Consider the following 26,569-nt stretch of genomic DNA (forward strand, 5'->3'; position numbering starts at 1 on the left):
ATGGGAACCGGTACGCTTTGCCAGTCCGCTTACAGTTACGAACGGATGGAGCCTTTGGATGTTCCGAAAATTATGTCCCGCAGGCGTAAGATTGTTACGCGCAGGCGCTGGAACCAGTGCGTAAATCCGGTGTTACACCTTCATGCAATGGACACCGACACGCGTCGCAGGATTAGACCACCTCAAAGCCTTTCTGCCGAAAGCTGGGCGCAAATATGCCGACGCTCGAAATTTCGACGATGGAGTAGAGCGCAGTAATGTCTCGCGATTGTCGCCGTGGCTGCATGCAGGACTGTTGAGCGAGACTGAGGTCTGCGCGGCTGCGCTTGAAGAGCACGGGCCAAAGTCTGCTGAAAAGTTCGTCGCAGAGGTTTTCTGGCGGGTCTATTTCAAGGGCTATCTCGAGCAGCGGTACGAGCATCTGGACGGCGTATTGCGAAGAGCGCGATGCGGCGTTGCAGCGTCTTGATCAGAACTCCGGCCTGCAAAAAGCCTATAGTCAAGCGACTACAGGCCAGACGGGTATCGAAGCGTTTGACCATTGGGCGCACGAACTGCTCGAAACCGGCTATCTGCACAACCATGCACGCATGTGGTTTGCCAGCATCTGGGTCTTCACTCTGAAGCTAGATTGGCAGTTGGGCGCGGATTTCTTTTTGCGGCATCTGATGGACGGTGATGCGGCGTCAAACACGCTGAGCTGGCGCTGGGTCGCAGGATTGCACACCAAGGGCAAAACCTATCTCGCGCGTGAAGACAATATCGAGCGCTACACGGCCAATCATCCGCAAGGCCCGCTGTCCGCTCAAGGACTCTCGGATGAAGCCGAAGCACTTGAGGAGCCGCGCGAGCACGGCCGCCAGCCGCTCGACCTGCCCGATGAACCCGATGCGACAGCATTCGATCAACCCTACGCTCTGCTGTTGCATGATGAAGCGGCAAGCCACGTGCCGTTCGACCTCCCGAACAACCCCTCGCTGGTGATAGGCACCGCACAGCCGCAAGCGCGTTCTCCCGAGCAAACCGGCGAGACTGCTGCCACGTTTGCACAAGAGAGCGTGGCCGGGGGCGTTGAGGCTGCAGCTCGGGAATTTGAATGCTCGAGCGTCATCTGGACTGCCGACAAAACGCTTTCTGCAATTCTCTCGGATGCAGGGATTGAGCGGATCGCCATGCCTTATCTGCCCACTGGCTGGACGCGTGATGCTGTGTGGCCGGAGCTTCAACCGCTGGTCGAAGAGGGTCGGGCGACCACCCTTCTCCATCCGCTCAATCGCCTGACATGGCCGCACGCTAAAGCTGGCTTTTTCGGTGTCAAAAAGAAGTCTGAAGGAATCTTGCAAGACCTTGGTCTCTGCTAGGCCATTATCGACATTTTCAGCCTTTAACCAAACCCTTACCGCTCCAAGATATATCTGCCTGCCACAATCGGGGGCAGTAGCAATGAAGTATCCCAATCGACTACAGACCGCGTTGGTCTTTGATCGACCGATCGATATTCTCGAACAAGCCGTGCAAGACTTCGCCCGCGTCGAAGAGATGAAGAGCGGCGCAACGTTCAATGTACCGGAAAGCAATCCGGGCAAATTCTATCGCCTGTTCAACGGCGATGAAGAGCTGATGCTCACGTTCGAGTATCTCGATAGTCCGGCGAACCCAGATGTGTTTCACGCGGCGTTTTCTTCACCGATCACAGGCCAGCTTTGCCCCGATATTCGCGAGCGCGTGATGCTTTCGAAAAGCCACATCTTGATAGAGATCTCGCATGGCGTGATGGGCGGCGTGGAGAACATCCCTGAAATCGCTGGGATGCTCAGCGAATTAGGAATGCCGCAGGCCGGGGCCAGTCAGACGCAGTTCCACCGGAAGCTGGAAATGCTAACCCTCATGACGCGCGTGATCTGCGATCATGCAAAGCCCAGCGCCGTGCACTGGACCCAATCAGATCAATTGTTCGATTACGAAAAATTTGAAGCCTATGCGGCCAACTCGGACACGCCAGGGCCTCTGCACATCCACCCGTTCCTGTTCGGGCCAATTGCGGCTGCCGGCGAACCACAAAAACTCGGCATCCGCACCTTTGGCGCGCGTCATTGGATAGGCCGCGAGATTCTGGTCGAGCCGAGCGAGTTGCCGTGGCTAGCAAATTACGAGACTATCCTCGCCTTCCTACGCATCGCAACGATGGAGAACGGCTATGTTATCCCCGATGGTGACACGTTCGGTCCGGAAGATCGCTCGCTATCCTATCGGGTGACATATCGGGATGCCGACCCGGAAGAAGGCGATCTGGGCGTTCCGTTTTACGAACTGACCCCTCTTAAACACGTCAAATATGGCTTTGTCTCAGACGAGCATGTACCTGAAGAAAACGTGATCGATGATCGCGCTTTTCCCGCCGACATCATGCCTCAAGACGGAGAGGCAAAGGCAGAGCTCGCCAATGAGTGGAGCGAGAAGCGCAAACTCGCCGAGGGGATCGGAGCATCCTTCGAAGTGCGGGCCAAAGATCCACAAAGTGCGCCACCGCCCAGCGCTCCCGACCCTTCTCCTCCGAAAATGGTCGCGCGTGCGCCAAATAGACCGGCAATGCCGAGCCTGTCGGGGCGCGGAATCCGGAGGAAAGCATTCGGTCGCAAAGGGGCCTAAGCGCCTAAGCGCCTGCCTCTTACGTTAATCTTGTAATGCTTTGACGGCTCAGGCCGTCTCGGTTTCAGCCGCCTGTGCCTTGGCAGCAGCCGCTTCCGCTTCTGCAGCACGACGCGCAGCGCGCTCTTCATCCGCGCGAGCGCGGTCAGCAACAGTCTTGCGCGCTTGCTCTGCCAATCCGCGCCAGGTTTCTTCCGCACGCAAATGCCGCTCGCGAACATTCGCAAGATCAGCCTTGGCTGCTGCAGCAGCCGCTTCGTCAGCGCGTTCCGTGTAGAATTCGTAGGTTTGGGCCATGAATGGTCTCTCTTTATCTGATCAACAAAACCCGGCTGCTGCGCTCAAGAGCGCCCGCCAGCCTTACCGCAGAGAATCGGCGGCTTTGCTGAATCTTTGGGATAGGCAATCGTTTTAGCAGACTTATGCACAATCACCTAATCATACGAGTCATTGAGGTAATCACATCACCTTGTCAGGGCGCGGGTCGTGGCCATGCTTGCCTTCGCGGTCGAACACCCGCTCCAAACGCTGCGCAAGCGTGTTTGCTGCCTTACGAGCAGCTGCATCAACCTTGTCCGCCCTGCCGTGCACGCCGATTGGCTTTCCGCCGCGCGGACGCGCTTCGATCATGCATTCCTTGTCCTCGGCCCCGTGCTTTGCACCATTCACATCGCGCACATGCACCTCAACGCGGGTCAGACGATCCTCGAACCGTGCAAGCTTGGCGCGAACCGCTGCCTCGATCCGTTCAGCCACGTTCTCCGTGCCCATCACCGAACTGTCCGAGTTGAACTGGAACTGCATATTGGACATCTGTTGATGCTCCTCTCTCTCAAAAGCTTCTGCCTTCATTCGAGATGGGGGCGAAACCGCGGAACGCAAGGCCCGGATGCAAGGCGATGTCAGCACCGGCGATTATCGAACTACAAGCGCTTGCTTGAGGTCAGGCGATTCAAACTTTCGTCACACCTGATTGACACGTTTGCTGTCCAGTCATCTTGTCATTCTTGTCAATCCAGTTAAGACACGAGGCGCAGTCCGCGAGTCCATCCATATGGCGCGGGATTAGGTCTGCACGGGATCAGCTTGACGAACCGCGCCAATTGCGAGGGGATTTGCAATGGCTGAAGACTGGCTGGCCGATGTGCGCCGTTACGAAGCGAACGCTGACGAAGGCGTCGTCGACAAAATCATCAAATATTGCGGCATAGCGCTGCGCACGCCCAATGCCAGCCAGGTCGACTTTAGCGAGCCGACCGAGACGGACCGGGTTCGCGAAAACTTCCTGAAGAAGAAACTCTAGCCGCACAGAAAGCGACGCCAGTCTCGATGCGGCCATCTCTGCCGTGGGTGAGCGCATGGCGGCAGACGCGACCAAGAACCGGGTGACCGTCTACTATCTGCTTGCCGATCACTTGGGTGCGCTTGGCGTCTTTGGTGCGACCACAGCTGCTGCACCCTCCAACGCCGCTCCTGCGATGGCCGCAGCACCTGCCGGCGCCATGGCCGCAGCCGCATCACCCGCCGCATCTCCCGCGCCCGCCGCATCGCCTTACACCGCTTTTGACGGGAACGGCGATGATGATGGCGCGCCGGGCCTCGCCGGTATCGGCTGCATCGCCGGGCTGGTCATGTTTGGTGCGATCATTTTCGCCGCAATCGTCGCCCTTTGGGCAAGCAACACCATCCTTGACCGCGAGCCTGAACCAGAGCCGGTAACAGCACCTGCACCTGCACCCGCACCCGTCGTTCCCGAAGGCGCCGGTGTCACCGCGTCAGAGCGAGACGGCCGCCCGATGCTGACGGTCTATTTCGACTCCGGCAGTTCTGGCGTAACACCCGACTTTGAAAACGTATCCACGGATCTTCGCGCATATCTGGATGCCAATCCGGATTCCACCGTGCAGATTTCGGGCTTCAACGATCCGACCGGAAATGCCGAGATCAACGCAAGGCTGAGCCGCGAGCGCGCGCAAAACGTGCAAGCCGCGTTGACCGGCCTTGGTCTCGCCGAAGCGCGCACCGATCTGGTGCGGCCCGATGACACGACCACTGAGGAAATGAGCAATGCCGAGGCGCGGCGTGTGGAGATCACCGTCGTCGAATAACGTATGGTGTAGAAACGCCCCGGCCCGCACAGCACCCTTAAAGCAGGTGGGCACGGGCCGAAGCGTCAGAAATCAGTCAGCAGCCGACAGGTTTACGGCGCTTTCCTTGCCATTGCGGTACCGGTTTCAACGTCGTAATTGAGGCGCTGATCTTTATCGAGCGTCTGCATACCAGCGGCTTGAACCGCGCTGATGTGAACGAAGCTGTCGTTCGATCCATCGTCAGGCGCGATAAAGCCGTAACCTTTGTCGGTGTTGAAGAATTTTACGGTGCCAGTGGTGGCCATGATCATGTTCCTTTCAAGAACGTGAGAATTGCCCGCGAGCGACATGCCCACAGGTTGTGCGTGTTTCGTTCAGATGAAAGGAAGTCGTCGTCCGGTTAACGCCGGGGGCCATGTGACCAAACGGCGGAGCGCAAATTTCAAGTTCCGTCGCAAATTCCGACGTCAGCGCGCATCATTTAGCAGGTTATTACCCGATTGCCTAATTATTGTTCGCAAGGCCGCCTAGTGACCCTGGCGGATGGCCCAGCGATGCTCGCCCACGCCCAACTCGCGGCGGCATTCACGAACACGCTTGGCGTAATAATCAACGAGATTGAAGTAAGTCTCTCGGTACCGGTGCGATTGCTGCTTTGGCGCTCGTTCATCACGGCGCGCTGGTGCTGGTAGAGAAGCTGATTGAGGTCCATGGCGGCTATCCTTCCGAAACGCGCTCGGGCGCCAGGGTCGGCGCAAATACGCGTGCGCTAAGAGGCGTAATGGAAGGAAAATAGCACTTGTTGAGCGCCGTGGGCCGTCGATCGCGACTGGTAGCAGATTCCCAGTGTAGCACGGTCGCGTGCGTTGACCTAATGACGGTCGGCGGATTGGGCTTGGTGTTCGGGCTTTGCGCCGACTAGGAGAGGGGTCATGCCCATTACGATCCTTATCGATGCCGATGCCTGCCCGGTGAAGGACGAGGTCTACCGCGTCGCAGAGCGGTTCAAGGCGGAGGTGCGCGTGGTCAGCAATTCACCGTTCCGCATTCCCGATAATCCGCGCGTAAAACGCGTTATTGTCGATGACGGCTTTGATGCTGCGGATGACTGGATTGCTGAGAATGCGGATGCGCGGACCGTGGTGGTGACAGGCGATATCCTGCTCGCCGAACGATGTTTAAAAGCGGGCGCTCAGGTGCTGGCACATAATGGCAAGCCATTCGACGCCGCCAGCATCGGCAGCGCGATTGCGACCCGCGCAATTATGGAAGACCTGCGCGCCGGAATGGACGGCATTGGGGGCGGCCCTCCGCCGTTCAGCAAGGCGGACCGGTCACGGTTTTTGCAAGAGCTGGACAAGGTCATGGGCAAGCTGTCTCGGCTCCCCTGATGCGGCCCCCAAATGTCGGGCAGAAAGGTCAGCGCATGCTAAATCGCACGCGCGTTCAGGGAACAGCGATCATGCTCTGCTATTATGGCGGGATGACCATAAACCGCTTTTCCCTACTCGCTCTGCCCGTCGCCTTTGCCTTGGGGGCCTGCGTCGGCTCGCCCGGCCCGGTTGGCAATGCCAGCGTACCGCAGCCGGCAAAGCCGGTGGAGCTCTCCGCCTATCTTGGCAAATGGTACGAGTACGCCCGCTACGAAGCGCCATTTCAGAAAGGGTGCGAGGGCGTGACGGCGGAATACTCGCTGCGCGAGACGTCTGGCGACAGCAAAATTCGAGTGGTCAATTCGTGCTATCAAGACAGCCTTGATGGCAAGTTCGAGCAGTCGACTGGCCGCGCAAAAGTGGTCGAGGGTTCAAACGGTGCGAAGCTGAAAGTCAGCTTTTTTGGCCCGTTCTTTGGCGATTATTGGGTGCTCGACCGCAGCGAGTCAGATGCGGATGGGCAGTACGCCTGGTCGATCGTCGGCGAGCCTTCGGGGCGGTACCTGTGGATGCTCACGCGCGAGGCTCAGCCGGATGCGGAGCTTCGCGTGAAGCTAGAGACCCGTGTGCGCGAGCTCGGATACGATTGGGATCTGGTGCGAATGACCGAGCATAGGTGATAGCGCTGGAGCAAAACAGGTAGCAGTTAGCGCGCGCGGGGATGGACGGCCCGCTTAGCGGCAGCGGAGGAGGCCCTCCCCGTTTAACAAAGCCGATCGCTCGCGGTTTTTGCACGCGCTGGATCGGGTGCTGGTGGGGATGGGACGGGGTTAGTGACGCAACCCCGCGGATTCTTCCGACGGGTCGAAATCCGAACTTGGCATCAATAGGGTGGCAATAGTGCACCGAAAAGGCTTCAACTGCAGCGCTCTTGGATATTTTCTGCGCCTCAATTGCAAATTTATTGGGAAATGAACCATATTGAACTAATTTCACTTTCAACTCAAAAGTTAGTCATGAACAAACTAACTAAGGTTAAAAGCAAAAACGAACCTGATTTTATCAACCTGTCAGGATATGTTTCTCATCTTGAGAAGGCGAAAAGCCTATTATTTTCTCAATTAAGTATTGTTGACGAAGCTACAATAAATTCAGGCTCAGTTGATACTAGATTTCTCGGAGAAACAGATGCCAAAAAGGCAAAGACGCTTCTCAAATTCCAAGACAGCCTGATCTCACAGTTCGACGGGCTACCGATTGCGAACCCCCTTTACTCTATGATTCTCGCGCTCAGCGCTAGCGAAGAAGACGCATATCCATGTTCGGTTACATCCTTATGCCTCACATCCAACGTGCCGGCGACGACCGCACTTAGATGGATAAATATCCTGGTAAAGGATGGTTGGGTTGAGCGTGTCGATGATCGGTTCGATCGCCGTAGGTCATGGACAAGGCTTACCCCGAAAGGTCGTTTAGCAATGTCGAACTATGTGCGTGATTGCAATAATGAGATTTTGACCAATCGAAGAAGATAGCGACCACAAAAACTGAAGTCAAATTAATCCGATTTAACTTTACAATGTTTTTGTCAAAAAATATTGACGCTGGATGTGCAGGGGGCTGACATATTCTCATTCTAATTTGCTGACTCTTGCAGAGGTTGCGAAACGCAGCGAAAATTACAAAACGAGGTTGTACAGGTCCAGACAAACGCGAGACTTTGCATGGGCAATACTGCTAGAACTATATATCGCAGAGCTAAGTGATTACGACCTTTTGGCTACACGCGTCCCAACGGAAGCGGGTATAAGCGGAACGTCTGGGCAACGATGGGTTAAATATCTCGAAATAGAAGGACTCGTTAAACGCTCCTCTGTCGAAGCTCTTCCCTCGGCGCGCTATCTGCAACTAACAGACACTGGTCGCGAAATGATTCAAGATTATCTAACCGACGTGTTTGGTGATTTTCAATTAACTGCTCACGAAGGAATAGACGCCCCAAAAGGCTGAAAGCCACGCCAAGGCAAGAATTCCGAGAATTACAAACTTTTCCCAAACAAAACCGAAAATATGCTTTTTCGATCCTTTGCGCTCGAATAGGTCTCGTTGCGCTAAGAAATCAAGCATCTCGTCCGAAATGACAGGCAATTCATGGTTCTCGTCGGTCATGCCACCACGCTAGGTAGTGGCCAAGAAATTCCGAATTAAAACTCTCTAACCAAGATTTCTTATCGCTCTTTTCTGACGGGCTGGACGTCGCGCGCATACCTCCAGCGCGTCGAAAGCCCGAAGAAGCGACCTGCTCTGTGCTCGCTCCATAAATAAGGAGCTCTCACTCCTCCGGCAGATAGAGCTCCTGCCCCTTTTCCTTATAAACCCGGCTCATCTCCTCCATACCCTTCTCTGCGTCCTCAACCGGCGCGGTCGCGGCAAGAAAGCTATCGGGGTCCGAGTTCTGCTTCGCGGCGAACTCCCGCACCTCCTGGCTTATCTTCATCGAGCAGAATTTCGGCCCGCACATCGAGCAGAAATGCGCAGTCTTCGCGCCTTCTGCGGGGAGCGTCTGGTCGTGATACTGCTCGGCCGTGTCGGGGTCGAGCGACAGGTTGAACTGATCGCGCCAGCGAAACTCGAAGCGTGCCTTTGACAGCGCATCGTCGCGGACCTTCGCCGCCGGGTGACCCTTGGCGAGGTCGGCGGCGTGAGCGGCCAACTTATACGTCACCACGCCCACCTTCACATCGTCGCGGTCGGGCAGGCCAAGGTGCTCCTTGGGCGTGACGTAGCAGAGCATCGCGGTGCCGTACCAACCGATCTGCGCGGCACCGATGCCGCTGGTGATGTGGTCGTATCCGGGCGCAATATCGGTGACGAGGGGGCCAAGCGTGTAGAACGGAGCCTCACCGCACGCCTCCAGCTGCTTTTCCATGTTCTCCTTGATCTTGTGCATGGGCACGTGGCCCGGCCCTTCGATCATCACCTGCACGTCTTGCGCCCAGGCGCGCTTGGTCAGCTCGCCCAAAGTGTAGAGCTCGGCGAATTGCGCTTCGTCATTTGCGTCCGCGATGGAGCCGGGGCGCAAGCCGTCGCCAAGCGAATAGGCGATGTCGTAGGCGGCGCAGATCTCTGAGATCTCGTCGAAGTGCTCGTAGAGGAAGCTTTCCTTGTGATGCGCGAGGCACCATTTCGCCATGATCGATCCGCCGCGCGACACGATCCCGGTGACGCGCTTGGCCGCCATCGGTACGAAAGGCAGGCGCACGCCGGCGTGAATGGTGAAATAGTCGACGCCTTGTTCTGCCTGTTCGATCAGAGTGTCGCGGAAGATGTCCCAGGTCAGGTCTTCGGCGACCCCGCCCACTTTCTCAAGCGCCTGATAGATTGGCACGGTTCCCACTGGGACAGCGGAGTTGCGGATGATCCATTCGCGCGTGTCGTGAATGTTGCGCCCCGTAGAAAGGTCCATGATCGTGTCCGCGCCCCAGCGGGTTGCCCAGACCATCTTGTCGACTTCAGTGGCGACGTCGGACGCGACGGCGGAGTTACCGATATTGGCGTTGATCTTGACCAGGAAATTGCGCCCGATGGCCATCGGTTCGCTTTCGGGGTGATTGATATTGTTGGGAATGATCGCTCGCCCGCGCGCGACTTCGCTGCGTACGAATTCCGGCGTGATCACATCAGGGATTTCCGCGCCCCAGCTTTCGCCATCACGCACCAAATCTTTGGCGATTTCACGGCCCAGGTTTTCACGCTCGGCGACATATTCCATCTCCGGCGTGATGATGCCTTTGCGGGCATAGTGGATTTGGGTGACGTTCTGGCCGGCTTTGGCGCGCAAGGGGCGCTTGACCACATTGGGGAATTGCGGAACGCCACCGCTGCGGTCCGGGCCAAGCTGGCCATTGTCTTCGGGTTTTACCTCGCGCCCGTCATAGGCCTCGACATCGCCGCGCGCCATGATCCAGTCACTGCGCAGGCCGGGAAGGCCGGCATTGATATCGATATTCGCGTCAGGGTCGGTGTAGGGGCCGGAGGTGTCATAGACGCGCACACTCGGCTCATCGCCCTCTAGGTCGATCTCACGCATGGCGACCCGAACGCCGGAGCCGGTGCGCGCGCCAACATAGACCTTGCGGCTGCCGCGAATGGAGCCTGTGGTTACGCCGATTTCTACGGGGGAATTGATGTCGGCCATGCGTGCTCTCTCCTCAAAGACGGAGTGCGGTTCACTGACAGACAGCAACCCGCTCCCTCCGCCTGTGTTAACAGGTTCAGGTTCAACGGGTCGGACGCCGCAACGCGCCCCTCTCAGCCACATGCTGGCTCCCCGGGGATGGCCGAGGCTGTAAACCTATGGCATGCGAACGTCCAGCCAATCTGGAGAGATAAATGCCGTTCAAGATGACCGACATGGTGGGATGCGAATTTCCCCTGTTTGCCTTTTCGCATTGCCGCGATGTAGTGGCCGCAGCCAGCCGTGCAGGAGGCTTTGGGGTGCTGGGCGCGGTCAGCTACACGCCTGAAGAACTGGAGCATGAGCTCAACTGGATCGACGATAATGTCGATGGCAAACCCTACGGCGTCGACGTTCTGATCCCCGAAGTGCAGGCGGTCGATCACTCGGTCAGCATGGATACGATCGTCGCTCAAATCCCGTCAGAATATCGCGACTTCACCCGAGAATTGCTGCGCGAGTGCGGGATCGACGAGAGTGTAGGAGCGCCGCGCAGCGGTTCTCAAGCGCCGAACACTTCGCTGGGGCAAGAATTGCTGGAGGTCAGCTTCAACCATCCGGTGCGTCTGATCGCCAATGCGCTGGGCACCGCTCCGCCGGAGATGATCGCGGCGGGCAAGAAGCATGGCATCCCCGTCGCCGCGCTCGTGGGCGCGAAGGAGCATGCGCTCAAGCAGGTCGAGGCTGGCGTCGATATTATCGTTGCGCAAGGCGGCGAAGGCGGCGGGCATTGCGGCGATGTTGCGACCATTGTGCTGGTGCCCGAAGTGATCGGCGCGTTGAAAGAGGTAGGCGCAGACATCCCCGTGCTGGCTGCGGGCGGAATCATGAACGGTCGTCAGATGGCAGGCATGATGGCGATGGGCGCGGCCGGAGCGTGGTGCGGCAGCGTCTGGCTCGCCTCGCCCGAAGCCGAGACGAACGAGGTATTCCGCGAGAAAATGATCGCGGCGGGATCGCGCGACACGATCCGCTCCAAACATCGCACCGGCAAGTTCAGCCGCCAGCTCAAAAGCGAATGGCACGAACGCTGGGAGGCGGCAGGTCTCCCTGCTCTACCTATGCCTCTCATGAGTTTGCTCGCCGAGCCTGTGCTGCGCGCGCTCGACAGCGCGGCGGTGGCGGGCAATCCGAAAGCACAGGCGCTCTCGAGCTACTGGGTCGGACAGGGCCTTGGTCTTGTCAAAGACTCGCGCGGCGTCGGCACCATCGTGCAGGACTTCAAAGCGGACTTTGCCAGCGGGTTCGAAACGCTGTCGAGCGCTTTCGACTAGTCGGCCTGCTTCGCGGCGCCAAACAAGCACACCGCGAGCAAGATCGTCGCGAGGACGCCCGAGCCACCTGCAAGCGGCAATTCACCGGTCACATCGCGTCCGAACGCCATCGATGCGGTGTTCGCCGCCATCGCGACAATGCCGACGATGACGCTGAGCCCGCCAATCGCCTTGGCTCCATCGGCAAGGCGCGCCGCTCCGAATACGATCAGCGCCAGGGCCAGAAGAACCTTGGCGGCGTTGTAGACCATGAACGAGAACGCGACGACAGATTGCGCCGCCGGGGCCAGCGCTTCGTTCTGGCCTGCAGCCTCAAAGAACGGGCCGAACATCGTCAGGCCAACACCGACCTGCACTACATTCAACACCGCGGTCGCCGTGATGGCAGACCAGCCCAGATGCAGGCTCTTCGCCTGTGCCAAAGCCGAGCCAGCAAACGCGGCCATGACCACAAACAGCAAGGCTTCGCTGCCCCACAGCATCTGGCGCGGCACGTCGACTTCATTGATGTAAAGCGCGGTGTAAAACGCTTGCGTGACCGCCGCGATGATAAGCATCCATGCTACAAATTGCGCGGTGCGTTTGAAAGTAAATTCCATTGCTGTGCCCCTTTGAATTGATGATATTCATACACCATTCGTGCGGCGCCGCGTAAAGGTTACTGCGCCAGGGTTTCGCCAGTCAAAATGCAAACTCTTCCAAGCATCGCTTTGACTTCGAGAAAGTTTCGGGCACATTCGAAACGTAGGAGATCAGAATATGCGGCTTCAATTCATATCAATGCTTGCCCTTCTCGCTGGCGCGACGCCCGCATTGGCCAGCGAGGCTCAGCCGGTCACGCAAACGACTGACAAAGGCAGCTATTGGGTGCTCAACGAAGCGCTGATCAACGACGAAGGCAGCATCCCGGCGAGCTACACGCGCGTTGAAAACCTGTGTATCACCACAGATGGCAGGCGCTTTTTCGGGATCCAGCCAGCCTCAGGGGACAAGCCCGCGATTGCGCGGACCGAAGGCGGTCCTCTACAAATCACCTTGAGCCCGGTCGATGCCAGCGCCGGCAAACGGCATTTCCGCGTGGGCAATCCCGAACGCGAGGATGAATATCTCACCTTGAACTTTATCGCGCCAGGCATGCGCGAGCAGGACTTGCCCAGCGCCACGGCAGGTCTATCCAGCGTCACGGCAGGCGAAGAGTACCAGATCGACTGCATCGAGAACGACAGCATCGTTATGATGGCGACCGATGGCTCGAACGCCATGATCGTTACCTCCGAGGATGGTGAGCTGGTGCTGCGCGGCGCACCGGAAAGCGCCGAGCCGGAGATTGAATATCGCAGCGGGTTTCTGGCCCAGGACGATCAGTTTAACGCCCTGCACTTCATTAATGCCGGCGGTACGTGTGACCTTTGATTTGAGTCGCGACGGGATGGCCGATGGATATGGGATCACCGTGGAAGAAAATGGCTTCCCCCAATTCAACAAGGTCGATGCCTATTTTATCGCGGACAAGGGCGTGCTGGCGCAATACACCACAGAAGCTTCACGCGAAACGGGCGGGCTGATAAGCCGTCTGTCGATCTGCAATCACTTTGCCGGAGAGGCGAGCGAAGATGCCGAACGCAACGCGCAGATCGCGCAAAAATGGTCCGAGCTTGGATGCGACAGCGTGCCTGCACGGTATGAAAGCGCCCTCGCCGCAGCACCCGAAGGCAGCGGGTTGAAATCCTATCTCGAAGCGAACTCGCCCAGCTGGATTTGAGCTTTAGTCCCGCGCGGGCGCGAAACTCGGGATTTCCGCTCGCTGGCCCTCGGCGGTGAAATATCGCCACTCGCTATTGGCCAGCCATGCCGGCACCTGTTGCGGCACGTGCACGCCAACGGCGCTCTGCGCATTTAGCGTGCGGTCGATCAGCATATCCGCCCCCTCCTCACGGAAGAACCAGAAGGGGACCATCACCAGATTGGTGCGCGCGCAGCAGAAGAACTTCGAATTCATCGTGAAATGCTGCATCGCCGGATCGGCATCGCCCATGTGCATCACGCGAACCGGATCGCCCGAAGCGCGCGTGGCTGACACGCGGTAGCTGATGTTGTGTACATCGGCGTGGCGCTCGGGCCAGCCCGAATGCGGCGTGCGGATCGCTTCGACGATCGCGCCTGCAACGTCGAATTTCTTGCTTGCCTCGCCATTGGAAAGCGTAATCGCGGTGATGCGATCTTCAAATCCAGCCTGCCACAAGCTGTGCTCGCGCATATCAGCAATCGCCTGCTCGGGCGCGACGATCCGGACGCTGCTTTGCGCGGCCATCAGCCGGTTGAAATACTCAGGCGAGAAGTGATCTCCATGAGCGTGACTGACGAATACTGCATCGACATTGTCGTAAGGCGCGGTGCCGTTGATAATTGCCTCGATTAGCGGCTGCTCCATCTCTGCGAGCGAGCCGAAATGGTTGTCATAAAGCGGATCGAACAGAAACTTGGCTTCGCCCAGCTGCGTGCTGACCCCTGCATTGAGGATCGATGTGACAGCATCGCCGCCCGCTTCGCGTGCTTCAGCATTTGGCTCGCTGGCGCCGCATCCTGCCAGCGCAAGCGCCAGTCCCAAGGCTACACCTCCGCCAACCAATCGCATCATACCGCGCTCCTCAGCCGCCTTTTTCGCCCGCGATCCACCGGTCGATCTTCTGTTCGAGGACCGCTAAAGGCAGCGCGCCAGTGCCCAGAACCTGAGCGTGGAATTCCTTGATGTCAAAATCGTCACCAAGCGCTTCTTCCGCTTCGCTGCGCAATTCCTGGATTTTGAGCGCGCCGATCTTGTAAGCAAGCGCCTGAGAGGGGATCGCGATGTAGCGCTCAACCTCGGCGACAACTTCGGTGCGTGTCATGCCCGAATTCTCGAGCATGAAATCAATCGCCTTTTCGCGGCTCCAGCCCTTGGCATGAAGGCCGGTATCGACGACAAGCCGCATGGCGCGCAGCTGCTCATCCTGCAGCGTGCCATAGCGGTTCCAGGGATCCTCGAAGAAGCCCATTTCATACCCCAAAGTCTCGGCATAGAGCGCCCAGCCCTCAATAAATGCAGTCGTCCCGCCAAAGCGCATGAAGGCGGGAAGCGCCTCGTTTTCCTGCGCCAGACTGATCTGGAAGTGGTGACCCGGCGCGCCTTCGTGCAGGTAAAGCGTCATATTGCCGGTCGTCAGGCGGCTCGGCAGGTCATAGGCGTTGAAATAGAACACACCGGCGCGCGAACCATCGGGCGTACCCGACTGGTAAGACCCCCCGCGCTGAACTGTTCGATCGAGGGATCATACGGCTTGATCTCAAGCTCGCTCTTGGGAAGCAGTGAGAAATACTCGCCGATCTTTTTGTCGACCTCTTTGCCGATATCGTAATAGCTCTGGGTCAGCGCCTCGCGACTCTCCGGCTTGAACTGCGGGTCGGTACGGACATAGTCGAAGAATTCGTTGAGCGTGCCTTCAAAGCCGACTTCCTGCTGCACCTTCTCAAGTTCGCTTTTGACGCGCGCAACCTCTGACAGGCCGAGATCGTGAATGTAATCGGCGGTGAGCGGCAGCGTGGTCGTGCTCTCGATCAGCTGGGCATAGAGCTTGTCGCCGCCCTTCATCTGGCTGAGACCGACAGTGTCGCGCGCAGCGGCAAGATATTCATCGCGAAGGAAGTCACGCATGCGCTCATGCGAGGCGTAAATCTCCTTGGTCTTCGCCTCGTAAGCAGCCGTTAGGCGGGCTTTATCTTCTTCGGAGAAACTTTCGGGAAAGTTCTTTACCGGCCCCATGAATTGCGAATCCGCAATCGGGACTTCGATCTGCGTGGTGAGCTGCTCAATCACATTGTTGATCGTCAGCTTGGTCTCGACAACGCCGCTCTCCATCCCGTCACGGAAGCGGGCGATGGCGCGGTCGCCAATCGCGATATAATCGTCGTGGCGCGCAAGGTTGTCATCATAGTTCGCGACCGTCTTAAACGGCGCAGCGCCCTGCCCGCTCGCGAAATTCGGATAGAATGTGTGGAAGCCAGAGAAGTGATTGACCGGGCGCACCACGGTGAGGTCGTAAATCTCTTCCGTGCTGCCGAGCAGCGATTGTTCCTGATTGTATTCGAACACATCATAGGCAAGCTGGTCCGTGGGAGACAGCTTGTCGCGGTCAATCTGCGCTAGCAGAGCGAGGTTGAGCTGCGTGTTACGAACCCCGGCGTAAAACTGAGCGTCGGTCAGAAAATCGCCAAGCTTGTCGGCATCCTCATCATCGCCGCGAAACAGGCGACCAAGCGGGTTAAGCTCCAGGCCTCGCTCGTCGCTGTCAGCGAACAGCGCGAACAGACGGTCGCGTTCGGATTGCTCTGTCTCGTCGGAGGCCGTTGTCTCTACATGATTATCGGCAAGCGCGGGCACTGCCGGGAGCGCGAAGGCGGCGGTTGCCAGAAACGCAATTCTGAGAAGCATAACTCGATTTCCAGTCACAATTATTCGATCGGTCGAGGAACTAGGCCCGCATTGACCACGAGGCAACCGCCCGCCCGACGAGCGGGCGAAGCGGGTCGATCAGCGTATGATCACTTAGTCAGTCGTCCGATAGACAATAGCGCATGCCGCGCCTCGCAACGCCAAAGCCGCGCTCCGCCACCAGTTTCGATTCCGCGCTTTCCGGACTGCGGATCGGATTGGTATGATTGTAGTGAATGAAATGCACTTTGGCCCGCTCGCTATCAGGCAAGTCAGCCAGCCGGTCCATTGTACCAAGCACGCGTGGATGAGGAATTTCCGACATATCGCGGCCCGCCAATTCATTGTCGTCCCAGAATGTGGCGTCGATAAAAGCGTAATCGACACCCATCACAAGATCTTCGAGCGGTTGCCCGCTCGCCGCCTCGAACTCTTCCCAGCTGTCGAGATCGGGAATGTAGAGCGCGCGCTTGTCCGGCGTCATCAGCAGGAAGCCGACCGTCTCCGAATACTCATCGCGGTGTGGGACCGCGATCGGCAGCACGCCAAACTCGTCCGAAACCGTGGTAAAATTCCCCTCCGCCATGTCGGTGATCGCGATATTGCCGAGCTCGACAAGCTGGTTCCAGGGACCGTTTTCGCGCAAGAACGCAGCCATGCGCGGCATGGAGAAGACCGGGACCTGATCCGCGCCTGCTGCCTCGCGGCCAAGATAGGCAAGCCCGAGATAATGGCCGATATGCGCATGGGTCAGGAAGACACCATCAATGCCGAGCCCGGCGCTGGGCGGCGCGATTTCATCCAGCAGAGCAAGCTGATGCGTGATGGCGGGTGTCGCATCGAACAAGAAGCGCTGCCCGTTGGCGCGGTCGATTACGCCAAGCGCGCTGGGCAGCAGGCGCGGTCCGTTGTCCGCCGCATTGCCGATCTGCGGCGCGCCTGCATCCTGCCCCGCGCCCAGCACCACCAGTTCGCGCTGGCATTGCTCGGCGTCGGTGATGGCAGCGGGCGCAGCGAGGGACACCAGCGACGCGGCGAGCGCTGTGCGGATCATTCGATGACGCGTCCGCGCACCATGACGAAATCGACGTTTTCTAGCACGGTGACATCGGCCAGCGGATTGCCATTTACCGCGATCATGTCAGCGGAAAAGCCCGGTGCGATCCGGCCAATCTCGTCCGCCAGCCCCAGGACTTCGGCAGCGCCCGTGGTCGCGCTTGCGAGCACTGCGCGGTCAGACATGCCGCCCGCCCTCATCAGCGCAAATTCGCCGGCATTCTCGCCATGCGGGAACACGCCGGCATCGGTGCCGAATGCGATCTTCACGCCGTAACGCTGCGCGCGTTGAACGATGGTGCCAGCAACTTGGCCGACCTCATTGATCTTCGCATCGACAACCGGAGTGTAATAACCGGTGCCGACATTCTTTTTGATGCCTTCAAACGCCATCAGGGTCGGGACCAGGATTGTGCCATTCGCGTTCATCGCCTTAGCAGCAGCCTCGTCGATGTAAGTGCCATGCTCAATTGTGTGGACGCCAGCACGCGCTGCCGCTTCGATCCCGCGTGCGCCATGCGCGTGTGCCGCGACTTTGAGGCCCAGAGTCTCGGTACCGTATCGACGATCGACTTCATTTCTGCGTCGCTGAAATGCGCTTCGAGTCCGCGTCCTTGCTGGGAGAGGACCCCGCCAGTCGCGGTGATCTTGATCAAGTCCGCGCCATATTTGGATGCGGTGCGGACCCGCTCGGCACACTGGATCGGGCCGGTGCAGGAAAAGTCGGATGTGATCGCATCGTTCACTTCCTTGCGAAAACCGTTCACATCGCCATGCCCGCCGACAATCGCAATAGTGCGCGCGCTAGTGACGATGCGCGGCCCCGGCACTACGCCGCTTTCGGTTGCACGGCGAAGGCTCTGTGTGACCTGATCGGTGCGTGAGCCAAGATCGCGAACAGTTGTGAAGCCAGCTAGCGCAGTAAGGCGCGCGTTTTTGGCCGCAATCAGCGTGTACCACTCGGGCGGGTTGGTCGCCGCGCGCCAGAACTCACCCGATGGATCGCCCGACAGGTGCGTGTGGAGGTCGATGAGGCCGGGCAGCACTGTTTTGTCGGAATGGTTTATCACCACGTCCGCAATCAGAGGCTCAGGCCTGGCGTCTTCCAGCAGTTCGATTGAGACGATCTTTCCATCTTCAACCATGATGAGCGCTGGGCCCGTCGGCTCACTATTTGCATCGACAATCACACTTCCCGCGCGGATCGCAATCGTCTCTGCCATAGCTGGAGCGGCGAGCGTTGCCGCCAAAGCTATCGTGGTGGCTACCATTCTTGTAAGTCTGCGCATCGATACACCTCACCTCTAAATTTGGCGCTCTGATAAGCGCGACCGACAAGGATGCACAAGGGGCGGTCTCGTTTCAGATGCAACGCGTAAGTTGCACGCTTCGCGTTTGCCATTGTCTGGACTCCCGCTATGGGAACGGGAAAGATTGTTTCAAACGAGGAACCCCATCCCATGAACCGGCTTGCCTTTTCGACCGCCACTTTGTTTGCTTCTGTCTCTATCGCCGCCACCGCGCAGGCGCGGTACGATGACACCGGAAGATGTGGCTAAACTTGAATCGGTCGGCGCGATGGTCGTTTCACCCGATGGCAGCCAGATCGCATTCACGACTTCGAGCCTTCCCGATGTCACCGAAGGCGAGGATGACGGCACGTTCACACAGGAACTGAAAGTCGCGACCAGTGCGGGTGAGGCCCGCGCCTATCTGCCGGACGACATCTCACCCGGCGGCGTCGCGTTCTCTCCCGATGGCAGCATGGTCAGCTTCCTGTGGGCGAAAGAGGAAGAGGACCGCGCGGTATGGGGCGTGCCGATGGACGGCGGAACATACAAAAAGCTCGCCGAGATCGAAGACGCCAATGTGCGCAGCTATCGCTGGAGCCCGGATGGCGGCACGCTTTATCTGCTAACCGACGCGGCAGAAGACAAACAGCGCAGCAAGCAAAAGAAGGGCGGCTTTGACGCGCGGGTCTATGAAGAGGAATTCAAGCCTGCACGCATGTTTGCCGCACGCGTTGGCGATGAGGTGGACGAAAGCCCTCGCGAAATCGCGCTGCCCGGTTTCGTCAGCGCCTTCGACATTGCGCCTGATGGCTCCTTCGCGATTGTCGATACCGCGCCTACCCCGCTGGTCGATGACAGCTACACCAGCAAGCGGGTCAATATCATTGATCTTGGCACCGGCGCGGTTCGCGCTGTCGTGGAGACGCCGGGCAAAATTGACGATGTTGAAATCTCGCCTGATGGCCGCCAGCTTTCGTTGATCGCGGGCGTCGATATGAACGACCCGGCAGCGACGACCCTGCACTTGGTCGACACCGCAACCGGCAGCTACCGCGCGCTGAATGCAGGCGCTGAGGAAGCCGCAGTTGATGCCGAATGGCTCGCTAATGGCCGGCTCGCTGCGATTATCCACAAGGGCGCGCAAAGCGTGCTGCGGATCTACAATACAAACGGCAGCGTGCGCGCCGAGCAATCGTCTGGCGATCTGATCCTGCGCCGTTTGGATGCCTCGGGCGGAAAACTGGCCGTCGCAGCCGATAGCCCCAAGCACCCGACCGAATTGTTCGTCCAGAACGGTCGCGGCTTTGAGCGCTGGACCACGCACAATCCGTGGCTCTCCGAAATCAGCTTTGGCAACCAGCGCACTTACACCTACACTGCGCGCGATGGTCAGCGGGTTGAAGGCGTACTGATAGAGCCCGTGGGCGGTGTTCCCGCTGGCGGCGCTCCGACGATCATGAACATCCACGGCGGCCCTGAAGCGCATGAAAGCAATGGTTGGCAGACGGCTTACTCGAAGCCTGGTCAAGTTGCAGCCGGGCAAGGCTATGCCGTTTTCCTGCCGAACTATCGCGGCTCGACCGGATATGGCGTCGCATTCGCCAAGCAGCATCAGGGCAATTACACCGATCCTGAATTCGTTGACATTGTGGATGCTAAGCGCGCGCTCGTCGCAGACGGCATCACCGATGGCGACCGTACCGGCATCACCGGCGGCTCTTACGGCGGATATGCGAGCGCCTGGGGGGCGACCTATCACTCGGCTGAATATGCGGCGAGCGTGATGTTCGTGGGCATCTCAAATCAAGTCAGCAAGTTCGGCACCGGCGACATCCCTTACGAGATGTACAATGTGCACAGCCGCAAATGGCCGTGGGATGATTGGCAGGCGATGCTCGAAGTCTCGCCGATCTATCATGTCGACAAAGCGGAAACGCCGATCCTGATTTTGCATGGTGACAGCGACACGCGGGTCGATCCAGGCCAGTCGTTCGAGCTTTACCGGTCGCTCAAGATCCGCAAGCCGAACACGCCGGTGCGTTTCGTGCTCTATCCGGGCGAGCCGCATGGCAACCAGCGCGCCGCCAGCCGCTATGACTACAATCTGCGGATGATGGAGTGGTTCGACACCTATCTGAAGACAGGCAATCGCAATGCGCCACTGCCAGCACCACGACCGACGTTGGCTGAAGGTGCGAAAGGGGCGAGCGCAACGGATTTGGACGACGATTGCGACTGCTAAGGTCACGTTGCCCGAGCAAGAGGGCTTGATTAGGTTTGAGCGATATAGCCTGCTCGTCACCCACAAAGGTGCGAAAGGAAAGGGCGTTGCGCGCGTACTCTTTGCCAGTGGATCGAGCGCATGGCGCCTGACGATCGACTCGGCTAGCCGACTGGGTGATTACGACGGCGCAACGAGCAATTTAAATGTGCTCGGGTGGCAGGATCCGGATGACCGACTTTATGCTCTCAATATCGGCTGGAAAAAGCTGATGCCGATATCGCCGGGCATTGAAGCAAAAGAGACGGCGGCCCGCTCCCTCCTTCGCGACTGATCGCTCAGCTTAGAAAGTATACCCTACGCCAATGCCGCCAAAGAATTGGTCCGCGCTACCTCGGATTGCGGTGTAGGGTGTGTCTGCGCCGTCACCGACCAGCCGCGAATAGCCCGCGATGCCATAGACGTTCCAACCACCATTCATGAGATTGCCATCGAGGTCGTAGGTGCCAATCGCGGTTAGTCCCAGGCTGTTGAGCCCCCCATCGGCGGTGAATTCAGGCAATCCGCTATCGGCGCTTTGCTGAGGGCTAACCGAGTAGTAATAATCGGCAAAGCTATCGTTGATGACCTGCGCGCTGAAGGCGAGCTGCAGCGCGGAACCCATACCCATTGGCGTGAAGTATCCGACGCTTGGTTCCACCACCATGCCATCATGCGCGCCAAGAATGTCCCAGCGTACCGAAGTCGACAGGGTCACCCGGTCGAAGCGGTTGAGCACGCCGGAGAATGTGACCCCCGCATTGGCCCCGATTTCCAGCGCGGTGTCCAATTCGCCTGCGGCCTTTACCACCTCGTCTTCGATCTGGTCAGCACGATCATTGCGGAAGCGGATCGACGGACCAAAGGCGAAAGTCGGTGCGTCAGAACCTTCGCTTGGAGGGCCGGCTTCGGGAGCCTGCGACAACAGATCAAGGTTAACGCCAGGGCCGTTGGGGCTGATCCCAATTCCGCCGACGCGGCCAACGATCAGTGGCAGCGGAAAGACCACATAATCGTTCGAGCCAGAATAGCTCGGGACCAAGCCTGCGCCGATACCGAGCGTCACCCAAGTATCGTCAAACACAATATCACTGGTGTCGATGCCCGGCGGTGGACCACCTCCCGCATCGGGTGGCGGACCATCCGGTCCCGCTGTCGTTGGACCGCGTGTCTGGCTCTGCTCTTCTTCGGCAGTGTTCTCAGCAAGAGCGGGCGTTGCAAGCAGCAGCGCAGCGGCGGAGCCGGCAAGGCTCCAAGTGATTGTGTTCGATAGCATTAGAGGCTCCGTTTCACTGACTTAACCCGCTCACACACGGCAGGTTCCCTCAGTGCGCGAAGAATGCGCCTATCCGCCTGCCTGCCACTGCGCAATCGCGTCAATTGGAAACAGCAGCATGATGACTGTCAGCGTCAGCCCATCGCGCACCACTATGCCAGCAACCACCTCCATGATGATCGACAGAAGGATCGTGACCTTGATCGGCAGGCGCATGGCGAGCCAGAAGCCGAAGGCCATCCAGCCAATATCGGCGAAGGAATTGAGCACGCTGTCACCCGAATAGCCCCAATTGGCGGTGACCGAGCGGAAGCGGTCGATCACCATCGGCGTGTTTTCGAGCACTTCCCATGCCGCTTCGAGGAACACGGCGAGCGGCAAGCCCCATTTGACCGCATCTTCGCCGCCGATCTTCCATTTCGCAAACAGCAGCCACCCGAAGAAGTAGAAGATCGGGCCGTGAATGATATGGCTTGGCGTGTACCAATCGGCGATGTGCTGGCTGTTGCCCATCGAGTTGATGTCGCCATGCCAAAGCTTCACATATCCGCACTCGCAGATCGGCGGTACGGTTCATCGCCAGCAGGATCAAAACCGCCGCAACGGCAATGCCGATCGAGACAAAAATCGTGGTACGCGTGGGGATCAGTTGAGCCATGATTAAGAGACTGAATCAGCAAAGGGAATGATGCAAGTCAGGCGCCTCAACCGCTTGGGGATAGCTCAGAGCATTGCCGCGCGCGAAATGCTGGCCTAGGGCCGTGACCAGATGAGCGGACACAATATAGATGTGGCGATAGTTGGCGGCGGCCTTGCGGGCGGCCTTATCGCGCTAGCGCTGTTCCGCGAACGCCCCGAATTGCGTGTCGCTCTGATCGAAGGCGGCAAGATGCTGGGCGGCAATCATCGCTGGAGCTGGTTTGACAGCGACCTTGATGATGCCGGGCACGCGCTGCTCGACGCGTTCCGCCAGAATGAATGGGATGAAGGCTATGATGTCACGTTTCCCAAATATACCCGCACGCTCAAGACGCCCTATCGCTCGATGTCGAGCGCCGATTTCCACGAGGGGCTGACGCGGCTTTTGCCGCCGGAAAACATTCGCCTTGGCTGCACCGCAAGCGCGATTGATGCACGCGGCGTCACCCTGACTGATGGCGAGCGGATAGATGCACGCACGGTCATCGATTGCCGCAATTTCCAGCCGAGCCAGCATCTGCGCGGCGGTTGGCAAGTCTTTATGGGCAGGCAAGTTCGCTTGAATGAACCGCACGGCCTCTCCCGCCCGACCATCATGGATGCAGACGTCGATCAGGTTGCACCTTACGGCAATGGCGGCGCCTATCGCTTCGTCTACACCTTGCCCTTGAGCGCGCATGACGTGTTTGTCGAAGACACATACTACGCTGACGAGGCCAAGCTGGATCGCAGCGCCTTGTCAGGCCGCATTGATGGCTATGCACGCCAGAATGGTTGGGATGATGGCGAGATCGTTGGCCATGAGCACGGCCTCTTGCCGGTGCTGACCGGCGGGGACTTTGCCGCCTACCAGAACGAAATCCGCATTGATGGCGTCGCGATTGCAGGCGCGCGCGGCGGCTTTGTCCACCCGCTCACCAGTTACACAATGGTGATCGCAGTCGAAAACGCGCTCGCCATTGCAGCAGAAGCCGATCTCACCGGGCCGCAACTTGCGGCTCTTTTCGAAACGCGTGCGCGGCGGCACTGGCGAAAGACCGGCTATTACCGGATGCTAGCGCGTATGCTGTTTTTCGCCGCAAAGCCCGAGCGCCGCGTCGATGTATTCCAACGCTTCTACACGTTGCGCGAGCGTTTGATCGAGCGGTTCTATGCCGCGCGTTCACCCTTACGCGACAAGGCGCGCGTCCTTTGGGGCAAACCGCCCGTAACTATTCCACGTGCTATCGTCGCCATGTTCCGCCGCGGCGAACCACTAACAGTCAAATCCCAGACGGAGAATCCCGAATGAACGCCGATGCGCCAATCAATGCTGGGCTGAACCTTTCCCCATCGCCATCCACCGGCAAGGGGATCAACCCCGCACAGGCCGAGAAATACGCGGGCAAGACGGCCTGCGTCATCGGAGCGGGCTTTGGCGGCATGGCGCTCGCGATCCGGCTGCAATCAGCGGGCATTGCCACCACCGTTATCGAAGCGCGCGACAAGCCGGGCGAGCCGGGCCTATTTCTGGGAGAAAGAGGGCTTTACCTTTGACGCTGGCCCGACCGTGATCACCGACCCACCCTGTCTTAAAGAGCTGTGGGAGCTGACCGGTCACGACATTGCCGAGGATGTCGAGCTGATGAAGGTGATGCCGTTTTACCGGCTCAACTGGCCCGATGGCACAAACTTCGATTACTCCAATGACGACGAGCAATTGAACGCCGAAATCGCGAAGCTCAATCCGGACGACGTAGTCGGCTATCAGGAATTCCTCGAGTATTCCGCCGGGGTGCACGAGGAAGGTTATGTAAAGCTCGGTCACAAGCCGTTTCTCGACTTCAAATCGATGCTGAAAGCCGCGCCCGCTCTGGTCAAAAAGCAGGCGTGGCGCAGCGTCTATTCGATGGTTTCGAGCTACATCAAAAGCGAGAAACTGCGCGAGGCATTGAGTTTTCACACGCTGCTGGTCGGCGGCTCGCCGATGAAAACCTCGAGCATTTATGCGCTGATCCACAAGCTCGAAAAAGATGGCGGCGTGTGGTGGGCGCGCGGCGGCACCAACCGATTGATTGCAGGGATGGTGCGCCATTTCGAGCGGCTCGGCGGAACTATGCGCCTCGGCGACGGGGTGGAGCAAATCCACACAATGGGCACGCGCGCGACCGAGGTGGAAACGCTGAGCGGCTGGAGGGAGCGCTTTGACGCGGTTGCCTCCAACGCCGATATCATGCATTCATATAAGGACTTGCTCGGCCAGTCATCGCGAGGGCAGAAATATGCCAAATCATTGAGCCGCAAGAGCTTTTCGCCCTCACTCTTCGTCGTGCACTTTGGCCTTGAGGGCAATTGGCCCGGCATCCCGCACCACATGATCCTGTTCGGCCCGCGCTATAAAGGGCTGGTCGATGACATCTACAAGCATGGCGTGCTGCCGCAGGATTTCTCGATCTATCTGCACCACCCGACCGTGACCGATCCGAGCATGGCGCCCAAGGGCAAGAGCACTTTCTACGCGCTTGTTCCGGTCGCCCATTTAGGCAAGATGCCGATCGACTGGTCTGTTGAAGGGCCGAAGCTTGAAAAGGCAATCCTTGATGAAGTTGGCCGCCGCCTGATCCCCGATATTCACGACCGGATCGTGACCAAGTTCCACTACGCGCCGACCGACTTCCAGGCCGATCTCGGCGCGCATATGGGCAGCGCATTCAGCCTTGAGCCGGTCCTGTGGCAGAGCGCTTACTTGCGCGGTCACAACCGCGACGATGTGATCGAGAACTTCTATCTCGTCGGCGCAGGTACGCATCCGGGCGCAGGCATCCCAGGCGTTGTCGGCAGTGCAAAGGCGACCGCCGGTCTTGTGCTGGAGGACTTGGCCGCTAGAGCGACCGCATGAGCCTGGTCGCGACGATCAACGAGAACTGGGGATGGACCGGCATCACAGCCGAGCGGGTCCGCGCGCAAAGCCCAATGGGTCACTTGCTGATTAGCGACGCCGCGGACCAGTTTTTCTATCTCGATCCCGATGGGATGGCGATCGTACCGTTGGGCAGCCGTGAAAACGCGCAGGCTCACCTCGACGAGCCAGAGGCCAATGAATTGTGGTGGGGCGGAGATTTGGTCGCTCGCGCACGCGAAATTCTGGGCGAACCGCCAGAAGGCTCCGTCTTCACTCTCACGCCGCACGCAATGGTCGCAGGCGAATACGCTCCTGAAAATATGTGTATTTTGCCGCTTGAGGAAGTTATCGCGTTCTCAGGGATGGTGGCACGGCAACTCAAAGACCTGCCTGAGGGCGCGCAATTCGAATTGAAAGTAACGGACTGAATGAAACGCCTCGCTGTCTATTGCGGATCGGCATCACCTGAAGATCCGCGCTATCTCAAACTCGCCACCGAAGTCGGACAGGGCCTTGCCGAGCGGGGCATCGGCGTCGTCTATGGCGGCGGACGGCTGGGCCTGATGGGCGCTGTCGCGAACGGGGCAAAAGACGCCGGCGGCGAAGTCATTGGCGTGATCCCGGAAGCGCTCGTGAGCAGCGAAGTCGCCAACCACAATTGTGACGAGCTGCACACCGTCAAAGGGATGCATGAGCGCAAGCAGCTCTTCACCGACCTCTCCGATGGCTTTGTCACCATTCCCGGCGGCGTCGGCACTATGGACGAGCTTTGGGAGGCGATGAGCTGGGCGCAACTCGGGTATCACTCCGACCCGGTCGGCCTGCTCAACGCCTTTGGCTTTTACGATAACCTGATCGCCTTCAACGCGAAGATGGCAGAGGTCGGCTTTGTCCGGCCCGCGCACCAGAATATCCTTGTTCATGCCGAAACACTGGCCGATCTGCTCGATAAGATGGCCGCGTATGAGCCGCACACACCGATCTTCCGCATGAAAGCGGATGATTTGTAGAGAC

General features: G+C 58.7%; 25 protein-coding genes, 5 pseudogenes and 1 riboswitch. Of the genes and pseudogenes, 18 read left to right on the plus strand and 12 right to left on the minus strand.

Annotated features, from left to right (window positions below; all coding sequences use genetic code 11):
* The first annotated feature begins 142 nt into the window (after positions 1-142).
* The 3 genes from ACZ1GU_RS12225 (at position 143) to ACZ1GU_RS12235 (ending at position 2,649) form a co-directional block, all read left to right on the plus strand.
* Complete coding sequence (locus ACZ1GU_RS12225; RefSeq protein WP_472648259.1) at positions 143-469, plus strand: hypothetical protein; 327 nt, start codon at positions 143-145, stop codon at positions 467-469.
* Complete coding sequence (locus ACZ1GU_RS12230) at positions 456-1,361, plus strand: FAD-binding domain-containing protein (RefSeq protein WP_472648260.1); 906 nt, start codon at positions 456-458, stop codon at positions 1,359-1,361. Before ACZ1GU_RS12225 ends, ACZ1GU_RS12230 begins: the two co-directional genes overlap by 14 nt.
* An 82-nt stretch (positions 1,362-1,443) precedes the next feature.
* Positions 1,444-2,649, plus strand: coding sequence for a hypothetical protein (locus ACZ1GU_RS12235; RefSeq protein ID WP_472648261.1), 1,206 nt, complete (start codon positions 1,444-1,446; stop codon positions 2,647-2,649).
* Between the two features lie 48 nt (positions 2,650-2,697).
* Here ACZ1GU_RS12235 and ACZ1GU_RS12240 read toward each other — a convergent pair whose 3' ends face one another.
* Entirely contained in the window at positions 2,698-2,946 is a 249-nt protein-coding gene (locus ACZ1GU_RS12240; RefSeq protein ID WP_472648262.1) for a hypothetical protein, read from the minus strand.
* Between the two features lie 162 nt (positions 2,947-3,108).
* Positions 3,109-3,462, minus strand: coding sequence for an HPF/RaiA family ribosome-associated protein (locus ACZ1GU_RS12245; RefSeq protein WP_472648263.1), 354 nt, complete (start codon positions 3,460-3,462; stop codon positions 3,109-3,111).
* A gap of 307 nt (positions 3,463-3,769) precedes the next feature.
* Between ACZ1GU_RS12245 and ACZ1GU_RS12250 the strand changes: the two genes are divergently transcribed.
* The 3 genes and pseudogenes from ACZ1GU_RS12250 to ACZ1GU_RS12260 all read left to right on the plus strand — a co-directional run bounded on the left by ACZ1GU_RS12250 (position 3,770) and on the right by ACZ1GU_RS12260 (position 4,757).
* The gene (locus ACZ1GU_RS12250; RefSeq protein WP_472648264.1) at positions 3,770-3,952 is read left to right on the plus strand and encodes a DUF2853 family protein; all 183 of its coding nucleotides are present in this window, start codon (positions 3,770-3,772) and stop codon (positions 3,950-3,952) included.
* A gap of 22 nt (positions 3,953-3,974) precedes the next feature.
* Positions 3,975-4,058: pseudogene (locus tag ACZ1GU_RS12255) on the plus strand (DUF2853 family protein); the annotation flags it as partial.
* 93 nt (positions 4,059-4,151) lie between these two features.
* Positions 4,152-4,757, plus strand: a complete 606-nt coding sequence (locus ACZ1GU_RS12260) for an OmpA family protein (RefSeq protein ID WP_472648777.1) — start codon at positions 4,152-4,154, stop codon at positions 4,755-4,757.
* Positions 4,758-4,829: 72 nt separating this feature from the next.
* On the opposite strand, the pseudogene ACZ1GU_RS12265 reads toward ACZ1GU_RS12260, so the two are convergent.
* A pseudogene (locus ACZ1GU_RS12265) lies at positions 4,830-5,044 on the minus strand (cold-shock protein).
* Between the two features lie 627 nt (positions 5,045-5,671).
* Between ACZ1GU_RS12265 and ACZ1GU_RS12270 the strand changes: the two are divergent.
* The 3 genes from ACZ1GU_RS12270 (at position 5,672) to ACZ1GU_RS12280 (ending at position 7,647) form a co-directional block, all read left to right on the plus strand.
* A complete protein-coding gene (locus ACZ1GU_RS12270; protein WP_472648265.1) occupies positions 5,672-6,130 on the plus strand; it encodes a YaiI/YqxD family protein in 459 nt (152 codons plus the stop codon).
* Between the two features lie 35 nt (positions 6,131-6,165).
* Positions 6,166-6,792, plus strand: coding sequence for a lipocalin family protein (locus tag ACZ1GU_RS12275; protein ID WP_472648266.1), 627 nt, complete (start codon positions 6,166-6,168; stop codon positions 6,790-6,792).
* A gap of 336 nt (positions 6,793-7,128) precedes the next feature.
* On the plus strand, positions 7,129-7,647 hold the full coding sequence (locus tag ACZ1GU_RS12280; protein WP_472648267.1) for a winged helix DNA-binding protein: 519 nt from the start codon (positions 7,129-7,131) through the stop codon (positions 7,645-7,647).
* A gap of 436 nt (positions 7,648-8,083) precedes the next feature.
* On the opposite strand, the gene ACZ1GU_RS12285 is transcribed toward ACZ1GU_RS12280, so the two are convergent.
* Positions 8,084-8,281 (minus strand): hypothetical protein, encoded by a 198-nt coding sequence (locus ACZ1GU_RS12285; RefSeq protein WP_472648268.1) that lies wholly within the window; start codon positions 8,279-8,281, stop codon positions 8,084-8,086.
* A 163-nt stretch (positions 8,282-8,444) separates the two neighbouring features.
* Positions 8,445-10,310 carry a phosphomethylpyrimidine synthase ThiC gene (gene thiC / locus ACZ1GU_RS12290; protein ID WP_472648269.1) on the minus strand — a complete coding sequence of 622 codons (1,866 nt, stop codon included), beginning with the start codon at positions 10,308-10,310 and terminating at the stop codon, positions 8,445-8,447.
* Positions 10,311-10,345: 35 nt separating this feature from the next.
* Positions 10,346-10,455: riboswitch (TPP riboswitch) on the minus strand.
* A gap of 49 nt (positions 10,456-10,504) precedes the next feature.
* On the opposite strand from thiC, the gene ACZ1GU_RS12295 reads away from it, so the two are divergent.
* Positions 10,505-11,623, plus strand: a complete 1,119-nt coding sequence (locus tag ACZ1GU_RS12295; protein WP_472648270.1) for an NAD(P)H-dependent flavin oxidoreductase — start codon at positions 10,505-10,507, stop codon at positions 11,621-11,623.
* Here ACZ1GU_RS12295 and ACZ1GU_RS12300 read toward each other — a convergent pair.
* A complete protein-coding gene (locus tag ACZ1GU_RS12300) occupies positions 11,620-12,222 on the minus strand; it encodes a thiamine biosynthesis protein ThiC (protein ID WP_472648271.1) in 603 nt (200 codons plus the stop codon). The two genes, ACZ1GU_RS12295 and ACZ1GU_RS12300, sit on opposite strands and share 4 nt — an antisense overlap.
* A 160-nt stretch (positions 12,223-12,382) precedes the next feature.
* Here ACZ1GU_RS12300 and ACZ1GU_RS12305 point away from each other — a divergent pair, with 160 nt between their 5' ends.
* Positions 12,383-13,036, plus strand: coding sequence for a hypothetical protein (locus tag ACZ1GU_RS12305; RefSeq protein ID WP_472648272.1), 654 nt, complete (start codon positions 12,383-12,385; stop codon positions 13,034-13,036).
* Positions 13,037-13,052: 16 nt separating this feature from the next.
* Complete coding sequence (locus ACZ1GU_RS12310) at positions 13,053-13,385, plus strand: hypothetical protein (RefSeq protein ID WP_472648273.1); 333 nt, start codon at positions 13,053-13,055, stop codon at positions 13,383-13,385.
* A gap of 3 nt (positions 13,386-13,388) precedes the next feature.
* Here ACZ1GU_RS12310 and ACZ1GU_RS12315 read toward each other — a convergent pair whose 3' ends face one another.
* The 4 genes and pseudogenes from ACZ1GU_RS12315 to ACZ1GU_RS12330 form a co-directional block, all read right to left on the minus strand.
* Positions 13,389-14,261, minus strand: coding sequence for an MBL fold metallo-hydrolase (locus ACZ1GU_RS12315; protein WP_472648274.1), 873 nt, complete (start codon positions 14,259-14,261; stop codon positions 13,389-13,391).
* A gap of 10 nt (positions 14,262-14,271) precedes the next feature.
* Positions 14,272-16,091 (minus strand): annotated as a pseudogene (locus ACZ1GU_RS12320) (DUF885 domain-containing protein).
* 118 nt (positions 16,092-16,209) lie between these two features.
* Positions 16,210-17,145, minus strand: a complete 936-nt coding sequence (locus ACZ1GU_RS12325) for an MBL fold metallo-hydrolase (protein ID WP_472648275.1) — start codon at positions 17,143-17,145, stop codon at positions 16,210-16,212.
* A pseudogene (locus ACZ1GU_RS12330) lies at positions 17,142-18,436 on the minus strand (metal-dependent hydrolase family protein). The gene ACZ1GU_RS12325 and the pseudogene ACZ1GU_RS12330 overlap by 4 nt, the downstream one beginning before the upstream one ends.
* Positions 18,437-18,698: 262 nt before the next feature.
* On the opposite strand from ACZ1GU_RS12330, the gene ACZ1GU_RS12335 reads away from it, so the two are divergent.
* Complete coding sequence (locus ACZ1GU_RS12335) at positions 18,699-20,681, plus strand: S9 family peptidase (protein ID WP_472648276.1); 1,983 nt, start codon at positions 18,699-18,701, stop codon at positions 20,679-20,681.
* 25 nt (positions 20,682-20,706) lie between these two features.
* The gene (locus ACZ1GU_RS12340) at positions 20,707-20,994 is read left to right on the plus strand and encodes a hypothetical protein (RefSeq protein ID WP_472648277.1); all 288 of its coding nucleotides are present in this window, start codon (positions 20,707-20,709) and stop codon (positions 20,992-20,994) included.
* 9 nt (positions 20,995-21,003) lie between these two features.
* Here the strand turns inward: ACZ1GU_RS12340 and ACZ1GU_RS12345 are convergent, their stop codons facing one another.
* Together ACZ1GU_RS12345 and ACZ1GU_RS12350 are read right to left on the minus strand one after the other, a co-directional pair.
* Positions 21,004-21,975, minus strand: a complete 972-nt coding sequence (locus tag ACZ1GU_RS12345) for a MipA/OmpV family protein (protein ID WP_472648278.1) — start codon at positions 21,973-21,975, stop codon at positions 21,004-21,006.
* Between the two features lie 69 nt (positions 21,976-22,044).
* Positions 22,045-22,518 carry a DUF2585 family protein gene (locus ACZ1GU_RS12350; RefSeq protein ID WP_472648279.1) on the minus strand — a complete coding sequence of 158 codons (474 nt, stop codon included), beginning with the start codon at positions 22,516-22,518 and terminating at the stop codon, positions 22,045-22,047.
* Positions 22,519-22,744: 226 nt separating this feature from the next.
* On the opposite strand from ACZ1GU_RS12350, the gene crtY reads away from it, so the two are divergent.
* The 4 genes and pseudogenes from crtY to ACZ1GU_RS12370 all read left to right on the plus strand — a co-directional run bounded on the left by crtY (position 22,745) and on the right by ACZ1GU_RS12370 (position 26,565).
* Positions 22,745-23,965 (plus strand): lycopene beta-cyclase CrtY, encoded by a 1,221-nt coding sequence (gene crtY / locus ACZ1GU_RS12355; protein WP_472648280.1) that lies wholly within the window; start codon positions 22,745-22,747, stop codon positions 23,963-23,965.
* Positions 23,966-24,096: 131 nt separating this feature from the next.
* A pseudogene (locus tag ACZ1GU_RS12360) lies at positions 24,097-25,552 on the plus strand (phytoene desaturase).
* Positions 25,549-25,983: a hypothetical protein gene (locus ACZ1GU_RS12365; RefSeq protein ID WP_472648281.1), complete on the plus strand. Its 435-nt coding sequence runs from the start codon at positions 25,549-25,551 to the stop codon at positions 25,981-25,983. The pseudogene ACZ1GU_RS12360 and the gene ACZ1GU_RS12365 overlap by 4 nt, the downstream one beginning before the upstream one ends.
* Positions 25,984-26,565 (plus strand): LOG family protein, encoded by a 582-nt coding sequence (locus ACZ1GU_RS12370; RefSeq protein ID WP_472648282.1) that lies wholly within the window; start codon positions 25,984-25,986, stop codon positions 26,563-26,565.
* The last annotated feature ends 4 nt before the right edge of the window (positions 26,566-26,569 follow it).

Source organism: Erythrobacter sp. HA7-11 (assembly GCF_055693605.1).